This is a genomic window from Saprospira grandis (assembly GCF_027594745.1).
In the GTDB taxonomy this organism is placed as follows: Bacteria; Bacteroidota; Bacteroidia; order Chitinophagales; family Saprospiraceae; genus Saprospira; species Saprospira grandis.
In genome coordinates this window covers 728,483-743,263 of the sequence record NZ_CP110854.1, presented here as the reverse complement: position 1 = coordinate 743,263, position 14,781 = coordinate 728,483, and the positions used below count along the sequence as shown (strand labels likewise).

Here is a 14,781-nt window from a genome sequence, read left to right as displayed (position 1 = left end):
AGGGCCGAGCGAACAGCGAGCTGCGAGACAGCCCGACCCGCAGCGAAGCGGAGGGGCAGCCCCTAATCCTCCTTCAAGAAAACCAACTGAAAACCTTGATTCTTAAAGACCACTGGCAACTGCGTCTCTGTTTCGGCATAAAGCAGGGCATATTGGGCCTCATACTTTTTGCCCAGTTGCAAGAGCATACTATCGGGCCGTGTTTTCCAATAAGGCTCAAAAACCTGATTGACTGCTCCAAATCCCCGCTGATCGGTCCAGCCATACACCTCAAAAATGCGTTCTTGCCAGGCCTTCATTGTTTGGCCGCTAAAAGGAAACGCCTTAAAATCGACCACCAAAGCCCGCTGGCCCAAATAGCGGATTTCGGCCTGCATAGGGGGCACCAAAAAGCGGCTATCTTTTGGCGTTTCTTTCTTAATATATTGACTAACCTCATAGAGCGCTGGCTGAAAATAAGCTTGGTCGCTCAGGCTATACAGGCGGCTCATATCTTGCTGTAGGGGCGACATGTCTGGGGTTCGGGGAGTTTGCGACCAAAATAAAAGGAAGCTCAGGCTAGCGGCCGCAAATAGATAACTGGGCCATTTTTTCTTTGGGGCCAGACTGTAGAAAATAGGACCAAAAAGTATAAAAATCAGCCAAAGATAAGCCTCGGCAGAAAAGTCTAGGGTTAGGTAAGTTTGCCAGAGTCCATAAGCTGTAAGGGCCAGCAAAAGGGGCAACTCTAGGGCGAGGGTCCAGCGCCAATGCGGGAAAAAGCGGTTGCGTAGGCGAGCGAGCAGAAAGAGCAAAGCGATGCGCAGCCCATTGGTCCAACAAAAACTATTGAGCAAAAAGGCCCAGGCATAAACTTGCTCGAGTTGTTTGCCTTGTCGAACTTGGCCAATGGTTCCAGCCAAGCCCAAAAGAAAGAAAAACTTGCCCAGGTAGAGAATGCGATAAACTTGGGCGGTGGCCATCAATTTGCTGGGCTGGACTTCTACAAAATAATAGCCGATATAGGCCAGCGCCAGCAGGCTAAGGATCAGGCCCAAAACAAAAAAGCGATCTATTTTTTGGAGCTTTAGCAGGCCTTTGGGCAAATAAAGCAAGGCCAAATAGCCGATCAAATAATAGCTGTTTTTAGGCTCTTCTTGGAGCAAAAACTGGCTAGGGAGAATATGGTGGGGGGCTCTAAAGTGCACATATATATTATAGAACTCTTCTTGGCTAATATGTTCTTGGGCCGAAAGGAAGTAGGGGCCAAGGCTCAGGGCGGCGGCCAAGCCAAAAAGTCCAGCGCCCAAGGCTAAAGCTTTCCATTGCTTGCGGTTAAGGCGGGGGCGAAAAGGCAGGCTGAGGGCATAGAGGCCGCCCAGCAAAAGCGTCGATTCTGGTCCCACCAAAGGATGAATAAGGGTAGCTAGGGCCAAAAAGAGGCCCGCCTGCACAAACTTTTGTTGCCAGAGTTGGGGAAGTGCCAGCAAAACCAGGGCAAAAGCCATACTATTGGGGGTGAGATAAACCGCATGGATTTCGGAGACAGAGCCTAGGCCTAAGGTCGGAATAGAGAGGCAAAAGAGGGCGGCTAAATTGGCCGAAAGCTCATTTTTAAACAGCAAGTCCCCCAGTTGTTGGGCGGCTCGGCCGATGGCCCAATTGCAAAGAAAACAAAGCAGAAAAAAGGCCAAAGGCAGGCCAACAAGCTTTGTCAGCAAAATAGTTAAATAGTTACTATAGATTCTGGGATTAAAGCCCGAATCATTGGCATTGATAAAGGCATCGGAGGGGAGGAAGTCGGGATTTAGCTGACGAAAGAGCAAACTAAGGTGCTCCTGATGGTCCCAAAGTCCAAACTGATAGCCCCAAATAGTGGTAAAAAGGGCCGTAAAGGCGATAAACAGCTGAGAGTTAGCCCATTTAGCGGCAAGCATTTAATTATTTTGATTAAATTCTGAGAAAATTTAAATTTTTTGCGTCAATTCTGTAACCAAATGGATTCAGCTGCGTAAAAGAGAGTGTATTTAATCAAACAGAGATTGCAATCTAGTTCACATTCATCATCCTTCTACAAAACATTACGCATGAGCAAATCTTTGAAGTCCAAAGAAGAAGTCCAAAAGGCCTTTAAGCAGTTATTGGCCCAGTATGAAATCCAACAAAAAGCGATTCTGACCAAAGAAGAATCGGCTCGTTTGGAAAGAGAAGCCGCCCTTTTGGAAGAAACTGAAGGCCTCAGCCCTCAAGGGATCATCAAAAAAATTGCAGACCTACAATGGGAGGTAGCGAGCACCACCGAAACGCTTCGGGAGCGAGTATTGGCTGAAGTCGAGCAGCTAGAAAAAATGCGGACGGCCCTCAAGGTACAAGAAAAAAACCTAGAAGCCCGCTATCAAACAAAAATTGCGGCCAATGCGCTTTTCATCCTTCAGCAGGAGCAAAAGCAAAGAGCCGAAGAGTTGGAAGAAAAGCATCAGGAGGCCCTAGATGCTTTGCAGGAAGAAATGCAGGAGCAAAGAGCAGATTGGGAGCAAGAAATTGCCGATTTCCAGGAAGAGCAGGCGGAAAATAAGGCCCAATTGGAAAAAATGCGAGAGCAAGAATTGGAAGAGTATCGCTATCAGCTCGAACGCCGCTACTTGCGAGAAAAAGATGCCTTTGAGATGCGAAAAACGCAGCTTTTGCGCAAACTAGATGAAGAAGAAAGAGAAAAGCAGAAAGACTGGAGTCAGCGCCTAAAATGGCTAGAAGAAAAAGCCGAAGAATTTAAGGAGCATAAAGAAAAAGTGGATGGTTTTGAGGCCGAACTAGAAGAAGAGGTCAAAAAAGCCAAAGACAAATCCTTTAAAGAGGCCAACCGAGATGCCAAAGAGGCCCAAGAACTTTATGAAAAGGAAATGGAAAGCAAGCGCAAAATTGCCGAGCTCCAAATTGAGAGTTTGTCTAACCGCTTAGAAAACCAAAAATCTGAAATCGAAAAACTCAAGGCCGAGCTCAAAGAAGCCGTGGCTCAGATGCAGGCGCTTTCTATTAAAGCACTAGAAAATAAACAGGCCTCCTAAATAGTTAGGCCAAAAATGTAGAGGGATTTTTTAACGCCCCAGCTCCCAAACCCAAAGGGAGTGCAGCGCCAGCCGCTATTTTACTCCATTAGCCAGATGATTCTGTTTTCTTTGTGAGCTTGGGGAGTTAAAATCTCTTCTTTTATCTTTTGTATCTTCTTTTTGTCTTCAACTCTAAATTATATATATCATGGCCGTATCCATGCGCAATACCAAAAACCAAATCATGAATGCCTATAAAGAGGCTTTGGCTAAGGTCAAGGATTTGGAAAAACAACTCAAAAATAAAGAGAAAGCTCCCGCTCCAAGCACAACGAGCAGCACAAAAACCGTGATCCAAGAAAAAGTGGTCTATAAAACGGCTGAGCTCAAAAACTTGGAAGGGATTATTGCTACGCTCAAAGCTGTAGAACAAGGCATTGCTCCCGCTTTTAGCGATAATTCTGCCCTGCAAGCTATTGAAGCCGAAAAACTCCAAAATCTTCAAACCAAACTGGAAGAAGAAGGCCAAGAGATCCAAAAACTCTATGATATTGAGGTGGATGCCGATAGCATGCTCAAAATTATTGAGGAATATCTAGCAAGCCAAAAGCAGTTTGAAGAGGAATTTGAGGCCAAAGAAAAAGCCTATAAAGAGCAGCTAGAAGAACAGCAAAGAAGCTGGGATAAAGAACAAGAACTCAAATCGGAAGAAATTGCCGAAATGCAACGCGAGGCCGAACAAGAACGTAGCCGCGATAAAGAACAGTACGACTACCAACTGAAGCAAGAACGCAAAATCGAGGACGATAACTATAAGCAGAAATCCAATCAGCTTGAACTCGAATTGCAAACGATTCAGGAACAAAAAGAAGAAGCTTGGGCCGCTGAAGAAAAATCAGTAAAGGAACAAGAAGAGGAACGGGCAAAATACAAGGCCGATTTTGAAGAGCTAGAAGAAAAACTCCGCAAAGAGGTCAAAAAAGCCGAAGCCGAAGCCAAGGGAATCGTCGAAAGAGACCATAAGGTCAAAATGAAAATGCTCAAAACCGAGCAAGAAGGCGAACTCAACGCGCTACAACATATTATTGATGACTTGAATAGTACTTTGGATAAACAAAAGGACCAAATTCATAAGCTGTATGCCCAACTAGAGGATACACAACGCCAAGCTCAACAGTTGGCCGTCAAAGCTTTGGAAAATTCTTCTTCTGCCGACTCCTTTAAGGCCATGCGCGAAATCGCTATGGAACAAGCCAAAAATATGGGCAAAGGGAAGTAGACTATTTTTTTAATTGGAATGTGAATGGGAGCAGCGAAAGCTGCTCCCTTTTTTTGTCCTAAAATTGCCGAAAAGGAGCCGAAAAAGGCTTGTCAAAGCCCAAACGCAAACCAAAGTTTAGGGTTTCGGCCCCCAATTCTGAACTGCCAAAGCGAAAAAAGAAGGCAAAACGCCGCTTTTGCGTAGCCTCAAATTGGACCAATTGCTCCAAACCAAAAGCTAGCTCTACTACCCAGCTGTAAAAATAAGGGTTGGGCAATTGCCGCAGGCTTTCTGGCCGATCATACAAATGAATCCGACTCCATTGTATCCCCGCACCCAAACTCATAAAGCCCCCCATCCCGATTTCTTTTTTGCTAAACCGATGCTGGGCCCGAAATAAAAGAGGAAAAGAAAGACTCCCCAACCCCCCATAATCCTGGCTGTTCATCGCAAAGGGCTGGTACTCTGTAGCCAATAATAACTGATAGCTCTGCCCATGATGCCCCCGCCGATATACTCCCAAACCTACCGCAGGCAAGAGGTTGAGCCACTGCCCAGCCGAAGCCCCCTCTTGCCCCAAAAGTTGCGCTTGCTGATAGTTCTGGTAAATGTTGAGGTCCAAATAACTACTCCAACCCCAGTTTTGAGCCGATAAAGGCGAAAGAAAACAATAGAAAAAAATAAAAAAGAGCCGCTTGTGCATAAATGACCAATAATCAGAAATGAGGAATGGGCCGCTTTTTTTGCTCTCGCCGAGGACGTAACTGAAGCCGTAACTCCGGATGATATCCCATCTGCCCCGAAAAAGCCTGATAATGCGGCCGCCCGCCAATATTCCAATGCAAACTAAGGTCGTCACTCACATCAAAACTACTTAAGTGAGCGTCTACAAAAGCATCTAGTATCGTTAGCCCATAAAACCCTATCAATCCCGCTACAGAATATTCGTACTGCTGACGATATGCATCCCGCAAGATTTTTAATTGAGCATCGGTCAAATTTGGATCACAAGTATTTACCGTATTCGGATCACTGTCTACCACCGCTAAATAGGACTGCCGATAACACTGATATTTTTGGCGATTATCTATAGATAGATACACTAAGGTCCCTATGCCCCCATAAACAATAGGCAGTTTCCAATACCGACGGTTATAAATTTGTCCGCCTCCCGGTAGTAAAGCCCAACGCCAGGCTTTCTGTGGGTCCAGTTGCCTCGCTTTTGCCTTCGCCCTTGGCCCATCCTCTGGGACCAAACGCAAACTGTCCTGCCCCCATAAAGGACAGGACAATAGCAGTAGAAAAGCAAATAAAATATTATGCTTCATAGTTGAGTTGCTCTAATATTCGCTCCAAATCATCAGGGTCCATAAAGTTAATGATGATCTGCCCCTTGCCCTTCTCATTGGCCTTGAGCTGCACCTTGGCCCCCAACTGAGATTTTAAACGCTCTTGCAAATTCTGATAGGCCGCAGGCAACACTTTTTTCTTCTCCTCTTTGGGCGCTGCTTCTCCCTCCTTTTTGGCCAATTGCTTGTCGAGCCAAAGACGAGTCTCTTCTACCGACCAGTTGGAACGAATGATCTCTTTATATAAATAAAGTTGCTCGTCCAATTTCTCCAAACGACTCAATTCCGCCAAATGACCCAAGGCAATTAAACCCGACTTTAAGCCCATGATCGCCTTGTCCAATGAGTTGCCCTTCTGCAAAAGTTTGCTGTATTGCTCTACCTTCCGCACCGATAATTTCTCCTCCATGGTCGCCTCAAACAAAATACTCTGTAGCTGCTCCTCATTCAATCCAGCCAAAGCCCGCGCATGGCCCATAGATATCTGCCGCGCCTTAATGGCATTCTGAATCTGACCCGGCAAACGAAGCAAACGCACATAATTACTCACCGTGCTCCGCTTCTTATTGACCCGCTTAGATAATTGCTCTTCCGTCAATTTTAACTCATCCATCATCCGCTGATAGGTGCTCGCAATCTCTATCGCATTCAAGTCCTGCCGCTGAATGTTCTCAATCAATGCCAATTCTAACATGGCCTCATCATTGGCCACCCGAATATAGGCCGGCACCTGACCCAAAGCCGCCAGCTTAGAGGCCCGCAACCGACGCTCTCCAGATATGAGCTGAAACTGATTCTCCCCCAAATGCCTTACCGTTATCGGCTGAATGAGCCCATGCTTCTTAATCGATTCCGATAACTGCAATAAGGCCTCCTCATCAAACTCTAAACGAGGATTGTCCGGATTGAAACTGATCTGATCTAAGGGAATATCCGCCACCGTGTTCGATAATTCCCGAACCAATTCCTCTTTATTCACCTCAATATTGGGATTGATTTTCGAAAAAAGGGCCCCAACTCCCTGTCCTCTATTTAGCTTTTTTGCCATGATACGTTATAATGTCATCTAATTCAAGCCTCAAAAATACGCTTTTTTTAGAGAACTTGCCTAAAATCATCTCCTCCCTTTTTTTTGAATACTAGGCCTGCTGTTTTGGGGCCTCCGCTGCGGCTTCGCCTTGCGGCGCTACGCTTTGGGGCTCGCAGGTCTGCTCGGCCCTTCGTTTTTTCGCTGCGCTCAAAAACTCGGTCTGGCCCTGCGGGCCACCCCGCCGCATCGCTAGGCCGTTTGGCCTTCGGCCAATTAAAAGCCCTGCGCCCAATTCTCTTCTTCAATAAAACAGCCGCCCAATTTTAAAAATGACCTATAATCTTTATCTTAAGCCCCTATAAAAAGAGCAAACCCTATGGTGAAAATACTAATCATTGATGATGAAGAGAGTATCCGCAATGTATTGCGCGATATTCTAGAAATGGAAGACTATAAAGTAGATGAGGCCAAGGATGGCATTAACGCCCTCTCCAAACTCAAAAAAGGCGGCTATGATGCAGTCATCTGCGATATTAAAATGCCCAAAATGGACGGTATGGAGGTCCTCGAAAGAGTCCAAATCCTCCAACCCGACCTACCCGTAATTATGATCTCAGGCCATGGCGATATCGATACCGCCGTGGAGACCGTCAAAAAAGGCGCTTTTGACTATATTTCTAAGCCCCCAGATCTCAACCGCCTGCTCATTACGATCCGCAATGCCCTCGATAAATCTTCTTTGGTGAGCGAAACTAAGGTCCTCAAAAGAAGAATCAAAAAGAGTAAGACCCAAGAAATTATTGGAGAGTCGGAAGGCGTGCAGCGCATTAAGGAAACTATAGACCGAGTAGCTCCCACCGACGCCCGGGTCTTGGTTACTGGTCCAAACGGAACCGGTAAAGAGCTAGTGGCCCGATGGATGCACGAAAAAAGTAATCGCTCCGATAAACCTATTGTAGAGGTCAATTGTGCCGCTATTCCCTCCGAGCTCATCGAAAGTGAGTTGTTTGGCCACGAAAAAGGCGCCTTTACTTCTGCCGTAAAACAACGGATCGGAAAGTTTGAACAGGCCAATGGTGGCACCCTTTTCTTAGACGAAATTGGCGATATGAGCCTCTCGGCCCAAGCTAAGGTCCTCCGTGCCCTACAAGAAAACCGCATCACTCGAGTAGGGGGCGATAAGGAGATCAAAGTAGATGTAAGAGTAGTGGCTGCTACCAATAAAGATTTGCGAGAGGAAATTAATGCGGGCCGCTTCCGTGAAGATTTATACCACCGTTTGGCGGTTATTATTATTCAGGTCCCTTCTCTCAACCAACGCAAGGAAGATATTCCCTTATTGGTGGAGCATTTTGTAGAAGCCATCTGCCAAGATTATGGCCGCCCCGCCAAAAAGGTGGAGACCGATGCCCTGGCCCTTTTGCAAGAAATGGATTGGACCGGAAATATCCGAGAGCTGCGCAATGTGATTGAGCGACTCATCATTTTGAGCGAAAAGAGCATCAAAAGAGCCGATGTAGAGCAATTTGTTGCGCCCTCTATGCATAAGTTCCACCCACTCCGCCAGTTGTTTAAGGAACATGAAGACCTCCAAAGTTTACAAAAGGAGGTAGAGGCCGAATGGCATAAGTTTAAAGCCTAATTTGGCCCTCAAAAAAGCTCTTTCTCTACGGAAAGAGCTTTTTTTATCGCTCCTACAGGCGGCTTTAGCCGCCGCCAAGGCGCGCAGCGCCTAAGGCTTAGGGATGGAAAGTGGTGCGGCGAAGCCGCAGACCCAGGCGCTGAAAGCGCCGCAGGGCCGAGCAGACCTGCGAGCCACTGCACAGCCCGACCCGCCCGTAGGGCGGGGAAGCCCCAAAAAAAGATCCAATTAGCTAATACCTTATAACTGCCTTTTTGTTTATGTCTTTAGCCCAGCGCCTTCGGGAGGAAATTTTGGCCAACTCACTTTTTGAGCTAGGGGTGGACCGCCTTGTTTTGGGTATCAGTGGGGGCCTAGATTCTATGGTTTTGGCCCATTTGCTGATGAGTTGGGAGCAGCCGCAAGTTTGGCTGCATTTTAATTACCAGCTGCGAGAAACAGCTCAGGAAGAAGCCGATTTTTTGGCCCAATTGGCCCAAGAAAAGGGCATCCCTTTCTATACTAAAAGCTATGATTTGGGCCAGGAATTGGCCCAGCAGGGTGGCAATTTGCAAGCTCGGGCCAGGAGCCTGCGCTATCAGTATTTTGAGGAAATTCGGCAGCAAGTTGGGGCCAAATACATCCTGACCGCCCATCATTTAGATGATTTATTAGAGACTTTTTTCTTGCAGCAGCTAAGAGGCGGCGGCCTAGGCAGTATGCAGGGGATTTTGCCCAAAGATGAGCAGCGAAAGCTCTGCCGCCCGCTTTTATCTGTCCCAAAATCGGCCCTGAAAAGCTATGCTTTGGCCCAAAATATAGTCTGGAAAGAGGATCAATCTAATCAGGAGGTCAAGTATAAACGGAATTTTTTGCGGCATCGGGTTTTGCCCGAAATCGAGCGGGCCTATCCAAATTATAAGGAGCGTTTGGCCCAAAATATTGGCCTTTTGCGAGAGGAAAACCGCTTTATCCAAAAGGAGATGCAGGCTTATCGGCAGCGTTTGTTGGCCGCAGGAAAAAATGGGGAATTGGCCCGTTTGAGCTGGGAAAATTTAGCCCAATGCTCGGAGCCCGCGCTTTTTTTACAGTATTGGTTGCGGCCTTTGGGCTTTGCCCCCAAGCAGATTCAGAATATTTGGAGCAAGCGGCAGCAACAGGCGGGCGGCCTGCATTTGGCGCCCAATTATCGCTTGCAAGAAATGGCCTGGGGCCTAGTTTTGGGCCCCGCCGAGCAGCCCCCCTTGGCCACTTTGGCCCTGCCGATTCCCGAAATGGGCCAAGAAATTCGGCTAGACCTCGGCCATGGGCAAATTTTAGGGCTCTATTGGGCGCAAAAAGGGGAGGGCCTATTGCCTGAGCAGCTCACTAAGGGACTTTTTCTGCGCCAACAGCAGGCCGGCGACCGTTTTCGGCCCTTGGGTATGGGCGGGCAAAGCAAAAAGCTCAGCAAATATTATAAAGATGAGGGGCTGAGTCAATTTGAGCGGGAGGCCCAGTATGTCTTGGCTAAAGACAAAGCAATTTTGGCCGTTTTGGGCCGTCGTTTGGGGCAGCAATTCAAGCAGGCCGATGGGCCAAACCGCCTTTGCTTAGAACTACTCAAAAAGGCCTAGGCCCTAGCAAAACTGCTCAAAAAAGCCTAGCTTTGCCCAGCTAGGGCCAGCGCTTTGGGCCGCCCTTCTTTGTTCGATGACAATCAAAATAAATACCTTGGAAGTACTCAATCAAACTGCGCCCTACGATTTTCAGGCGGGCGCCCTCCTTTTAGTCGATAAACCATTGGAATGGACCTCTTTTGATGTGGTCAATAAAATTCGCTATGCCCTTTGCCGCAGCTTGGGCGTCAAGAAAATTAAGGTGGGGCATGCCGGCACCTTAGACCCCTTGGCCACGGGCTTGTTGCTCATTTGCACGGGAAAATATACCAAGAAAATAGATGGTTTGCAGGGCATGCCCAAAACCTATACGGGCCAGCTCAAGTTGGGGGCCACAACGCCCTCTTATGATGCCGAATCTAAAGAGACAGAGCAGCAATCTATTGCGGGTATTGATGCGGCGGCTTTGGAGCAGGCCAGACAGCAGTTTTTGGGCCCTATTGCTCAATATCCGCCCATGTTTTCGGCCGTAAAGATTAAGGGACAAGCCCTCTATAAATTGGCCAGAAAGGGCAAGGAAGTAGAGCGCAAGGCCCGAAACATCGAGATTTTTGACTTTCAACTGACTCATACCGAGCTGCCTTTGGTTGATTTTGAGGTGGCCTGCAGCAAGGGGACTTATATTCGCTCTTTGGCCTATGATTTTGGCCGTGCCCTAGATAATGCTGCCTATTTGACGGCCCTTAGGCGGACCAAAATTGGGGAGTATAGCATAGAATCGGCTTGGTCCTTGCCTGCTTTGATTGAGCATATTGAAAGCTGTAAGCAGCAGCAGGATTAGTTTTTTTTGGGGCTGCCCCTGCGGCCTACGGCCTTGGGTCGGGCTCTGTCGCAGCTCGCAGGTCTGCTCGGCCCTGCGGCGGCTTCGCCGCCTAGGTCTGGCCTTCGGCCACTGCTATCCATCCCTCAGCCAGTCGCTGCGCTCCTCTGGACCTGCTATTTATTTCCCCATAAAAAAAGCAAACTATCATGATCAGAACCGCTTTTTTATTTGTCATTCTTTTGCTTCCCTATGGTTTAGCTGCCCAACTTTTGCGAGATGGGCGAGACAGCCTGGCCATTCGGCAGGCGGCGGCTTTTCCGGAGGTAAATGCCAGCATTATCCTGAGTTACAACCGCTCTATGTTAGAGCCAGAGTTGCCGCCAGAGGCGGTAGCCCCAGAGCGCAGTTTAGAAGAATTGCTTTTGGCCTATGAGGACCCTAAATTGGAGAACGACATAGATTTATTGATCGACATCTATCAGAGTTATTATGATTTGGGCCAGCCAGAGAAGGGTTTTCCCTATTTGCAAAAGGCCTACAACTATGCGGTAGAGCTCTATGAGGCCAACCCTTCCAACATAGAAGTGTTAGAAGACATTAGTTATATGATGTTGACCGTAGGGAACTTAGAGAGTTTGCCCACCTTATGGGAGGGCTTTTGTCAGCGGCAGCCCAAATTAGCGCGGGCCAGAGCCCAATTGGCCCTCTATCAGTTGCAGACCTTTCAGTTAGAGAAGGCCGAGCGGCAGTTGGATACGGCCTATCAGCTAGATCCTCGAGACCCTAATATTTATGTAACGGCCTTATTGTTTACCACCTATCGGGCCATGCAGCAACTGCCAGCGGAGCGAGAGAACAATGGGGTAGAAGAGCTGGCTAAATTTGAGTTGGACCTTCGTTTTTTGGAGCGGGCGCAGCGGGAAAACCCGCAGGTTTTGCGGATTAACTTGGCCTTAAAGACGGCCCAATTGACGGCTTTATTTTATAAAGTCTTTTTTATGGAGCTCGATCAGTTTAGCGCAAAAAAGCCTTTTCAGTTGAGGGCCAAGGGGGAGCAGCTAGCGGCCTTAAAGGCCCTAGAGCAAGATTACCTAAAGATGTTGAAAACAGCGCCAGAAAATCCCTTTTTGATTCATAAATCGATGGTCCTATTATACATCTTGAAAGGCGAACTCGCTTTGGCGGAGGAAGCCCTTGGCAAGGCTGAGGCCATTAACGCCTTTGATGCGGACCTCTACAAAATGATGGGCTTTGCTTATTTACCGGAGCAGAAGTACCATAAAGCGGCCCCTTATTATGAGCGGGCCACGGCTATTGCGCCAGAATTTGAAGAACTCTTTGCCCTAGCGCGCTTATACTTTGAGAACTACGACTATGAAAAGAGTGAAAAAGTATTGGTCCAACTCTTACAAACGGCTCCCGACAACTACAAACTCGTAGAGGGTTTGGCGGCCATTTATTTGCGTCAGGACCAATATGCCAAGGCTAGAGGGCAACTTAAGCGTTTTGCGCAATTGTATACAGAAGACCTTAACTTAGGGCAAAACAAAGACTATCAATTTTATCAGTTTTTGGCCAACTTTGCCTTAAGTCCCAAAGCCGAAGCCGCCCAAGAAAAGCGGCTAAAGGCTTGGTCAGAGGACCAAAACAGCAGATTTAGAGAAGCCGCTGGGCAACTACTAAAGCAATTCTTTTAGTCTGTTGGAATTATGCAGTGTACAGGGCCGTCAGGCCCGCAGGCTGAGGGATGGTAAGGGGGGCGGCGCAGCCGCAGACCCAGCTTTTGAGCGTAGCGAAAAAGCGCAGGGCCGAGCAGACCTGCGAGCCCCGACACAGCCCGACCCGCCCGCAGGGCGGGGCAGCCCCAAAAGAGCAGAAACATTATCTAACTTAAAAATAACTAATGAAAAAATTATTAGCATTTGTAGTAGCATTATTGCTCTTTATGCCCATGAGTTGGGCGGGAGAGGGCATGTGGATTCCGGCCTTGATAGACATGTTCTACTCGGATATGAAGACCTATGGCTTAAAGCTCAAGCCCTCGCAGATCTACTCGACCAACAAATCGAGTTTGAAGGATGCGATTGTTCAGTTTGATGGGGGCTGTACGGCAGAATTGGTCTCTAATCAGGGCTTATTATTGACCAACCACCACTGTGGATTTGATGCCATTCAGCAGCATTCTTCTTTAGAGAATGACTACCTAAAGCATGGATTTTGGGCCAAAAACCGCTCGGAAGAACTGGCTTGTCCCTGGATGCACGTCACCTTTGTCAAAGAGATGCGCGAGGTTACTTTTGATGTATTGAAAGGGACCACAGAGGCCATGACCGAAGAAGAAAAGGCGGCAAAAGTTTCGGCAAATATTAAGGCTTTGGAAGCGGCTGCGGCGGCAGAAAAAGGCTATAAGGCCAAAATTAAGCCTTTTCATAAGGGGAACGTCTATTATATGTTGATTACCCAAGACTACAACGACATTCGTTTAGTGGGGGCGCCTCCTTCGGCCATTGGAAAATATGGAGGGGATACCGACAACTGGGTATGGCCTCGTCATACGGGGGATTTTTCTGTATTTCGGATTTATGCCGATGAGGATAATGCGCCAGCGGACTACAGTGAGGCCAACCGCCCTTACAAGCCTGCTCATTTCTTGCCCATTAGCATGAAAGACAAAAAAGAGGGAGACTTCACGATGGTCTATGGTTTTCCGGGCCGTACCGACCAGCATTATTCGGCGGCCAAATTGGGCTTTTACATGCAGCAGGAGCGTCCTGCAAGAATCAAGATGAGAGAGACCAGTTTGGGCATCATCAAGCCCGCCATGAACAATTCTGATGAAATTCGCATCAAGTATGCTTCTAAGCAGGCCTCTATTGCCAATGCTTGGAAAAAATGGATTGGTCAGTTGGGTGGTTTGCGTGATCTCAAGGCCTTGGACAAAAAGGCACATTGGGAGAAAAAGTACAACACTCGGACGCAAATTAAGGAAGAATGGACCGAAGAGTTTGGGACCGTTCTAGAAGATTTGGCCAAACTGCAGGAGGAGAATCAGAAATATGAATTTGCCAGAGCCTTATTTATTGAGTACTTCTTTGTTGGGCCAGAATTTTTGCGTTTTAGCTACGGCTTTAATAACCTAGCCAACCGCTACGAAGAACTAGAGGCTGCGGGTAAGCTAGAGGCAGAAATTGCTCGCTTGAAAGAGGCGAATACCGCTTTTTTCAAGAACTACGACTTGGGCATTGACCAAAAAATTTATGAGCAACTCACGCCCCTCTATGTCAATTATATGGACAACAGCCTTTTGCCCGATGATTTTGCAGAAGCTTGGGCGGCTACTGGAAAGGCGATTTTTGCAGACTCTAAGTTGCTTCATGAAAATAAAGTAGCGGCTATTTTGGAAAACTTTGATGCCAAAACGGCGGCTGAATTGGCCAAAGACCCAGCTTTGCAGTTGGCGGCTAGTCTGTACAGCAACTACTTGCAGAAAGTAGCGCCCAGCTATGGCGCTTTTCAGGCTCAGGAAGAGGAGCTCATGGAAACCTATGTAAAAGGCGCCTTGACGATGTTTCCCAAGCAGCGCCATTGGTCCGATGCCAACTCTACCTTGCGCATTGCCTACGGTAAATTGGAGGGTTCTGCCCCGCATGATGGCATGGCTTATTTGCCCTATACCACCATTGAGGGCGTGATGCAAAAGTACCAGAAAGATCATCCTGATTTTGATTTGCCAGAGCGTTTTATGGAGCTCTATGAGGCCAAAGATTTTGGTCCTTATACTCAGAATGGGGAGCTTTGGGTTTGTTTTACGGCCTCCAATCACACCACAGGAGGAAACTCGGGTAGCCCCGTCATTGATGCCAAAGGACGCCTGATGGGCATCAACTTTGACCGCAGTTGGGAGAGCACCATGAGCGACTTCATGTTTGATGAGTCGCGCTGTCGCAACATTGCGGTAGATATCCGCTATGTGCTTTGGGTCATTGACCGCTACGGTCAGGCCAGCTGGTTGATTGACGAGATGAAATTGGTCAAATAGTCTGAAAAGACAGTACATCATAGAAAGCCGCTAG

At 47.7% G+C, this 14,781-nt stretch carries 11 protein-coding genes; 7 read left to right on the top strand and 4 right to left on the bottom strand.

The annotated features are described in order from the left end of the window. Positions 1 to 62: 62 nt before the first annotated feature. A complete protein-coding gene (locus tag OP864_RS02835; RefSeq protein ID WP_270099787.1) occupies positions 63 to 1,916 on the bottom strand; it encodes a DUF6798 domain-containing protein in 1,854 nt (617 codons plus the stop codon). A 150-nt stretch (positions 1,917 to 2,066) separates the two neighbouring features. On the opposite strand from OP864_RS02835, the gene OP864_RS02830 reads away from it, so the two are divergent. Both OP864_RS02830 and OP864_RS02825 read left to right on the top strand, forming a co-directional pair. Further along, entirely contained in the window at positions 2,067 to 3,044 is a 978-nt protein-coding gene (locus OP864_RS02830; protein WP_270099786.1) for a coiled-coil domain-containing protein, read from the top strand. A 190-nt stretch (positions 3,045 to 3,234) separates the two neighbouring features. Continuing rightward, positions 3,235 to 4,305: a coiled-coil domain-containing protein gene (locus OP864_RS02825; protein WP_270099785.1), complete on the top strand. Its 1,071-nt coding sequence runs from the start codon at positions 3,235 to 3,237 to the stop codon at positions 4,303 to 4,305. Between the two features lie 58 nt (positions 4,306 to 4,363). Here OP864_RS02825 and OP864_RS02820 read toward each other — a convergent pair whose 3' ends face one another. Genes OP864_RS02820 through OP864_RS02810 form a run of 3 tightly spaced genes read right to left on the bottom strand, consistent with a single transcriptional unit; the run spans position 4,364 to position 6,684 of the window. Next, positions 4,364 to 4,990 carry a hypothetical protein gene (locus OP864_RS02820; RefSeq protein ID WP_270099784.1) on the bottom strand — a complete coding sequence of 209 codons (627 nt, stop codon included), beginning with the start codon at positions 4,988 to 4,990 and terminating at the stop codon, positions 4,364 to 4,366. A gap of 13 nt (positions 4,991 to 5,003) precedes the next feature. Continuing rightward, positions 5,004 to 5,615: a DUF5683 domain-containing protein gene (locus OP864_RS02815; RefSeq protein WP_270099783.1), complete on the bottom strand. Its 612-nt coding sequence runs from the start codon at positions 5,613 to 5,615 to the stop codon at positions 5,004 to 5,006. After that, complete coding sequence (locus OP864_RS02810; protein WP_015691158.1) at positions 5,605 to 6,684, bottom strand: ParB/RepB/Spo0J family partition protein; 1,080 nt, start codon at positions 6,682 to 6,684, stop codon at positions 5,605 to 5,607. The genes OP864_RS02815 and OP864_RS02810 overlap by 11 nt, the downstream gene beginning before the upstream one ends. A gap of 358 nt (positions 6,685 to 7,042) precedes the next feature. Here OP864_RS02810 and OP864_RS02805 point away from each other — a divergent pair, with 358 nt between their 5' ends. The 5 genes from OP864_RS02805 to OP864_RS02785 all read left to right on the top strand — a co-directional run bounded on the left by OP864_RS02805 (position 7,043) and on the right by OP864_RS02785 (position 14,747). Further along, positions 7,043 to 8,308 (top strand): sigma-54-dependent transcriptional regulator, encoded by a 1,266-nt coding sequence (locus tag OP864_RS02805; protein WP_270099782.1) that lies wholly within the window; start codon positions 7,043 to 7,045, stop codon positions 8,306 to 8,308. A gap of 260 nt (positions 8,309 to 8,568) precedes the next feature. Further along, positions 8,569 to 9,903, top strand: a complete 1,335-nt coding sequence (gene tilS, locus OP864_RS02800; RefSeq protein ID WP_270099781.1) for a tRNA lysidine(34) synthetase TilS — start codon at positions 8,569 to 8,571, stop codon at positions 9,901 to 9,903. 76 nt (positions 9,904 to 9,979) lie between these two features. Beyond that, the gene (truB, locus tag OP864_RS02795; RefSeq protein WP_349294432.1) at positions 9,980 to 10,726 is read left to right on the top strand and encodes a tRNA pseudouridine(55) synthase TruB; all 747 of its coding nucleotides are present in this window, start codon (positions 9,980 to 9,982) and stop codon (positions 10,724 to 10,726) included. Between the two features lie 188 nt (positions 10,727 to 10,914). After that, positions 10,915 to 12,405, top strand: a complete 1,491-nt coding sequence (locus tag OP864_RS02790; RefSeq protein WP_270099779.1) for a tetratricopeptide repeat protein — start codon at positions 10,915 to 10,917, stop codon at positions 12,403 to 12,405. A gap of 206 nt (positions 12,406 to 12,611) precedes the next feature. Then, positions 12,612 to 14,747, top strand: a complete 2,136-nt coding sequence (locus OP864_RS02785) for a S46 family peptidase (protein ID WP_270099778.1) — start codon at positions 12,612 to 12,614, stop codon at positions 14,745 to 14,747. Positions 14,748 to 14,781 lie beyond the last annotated feature (34 nt).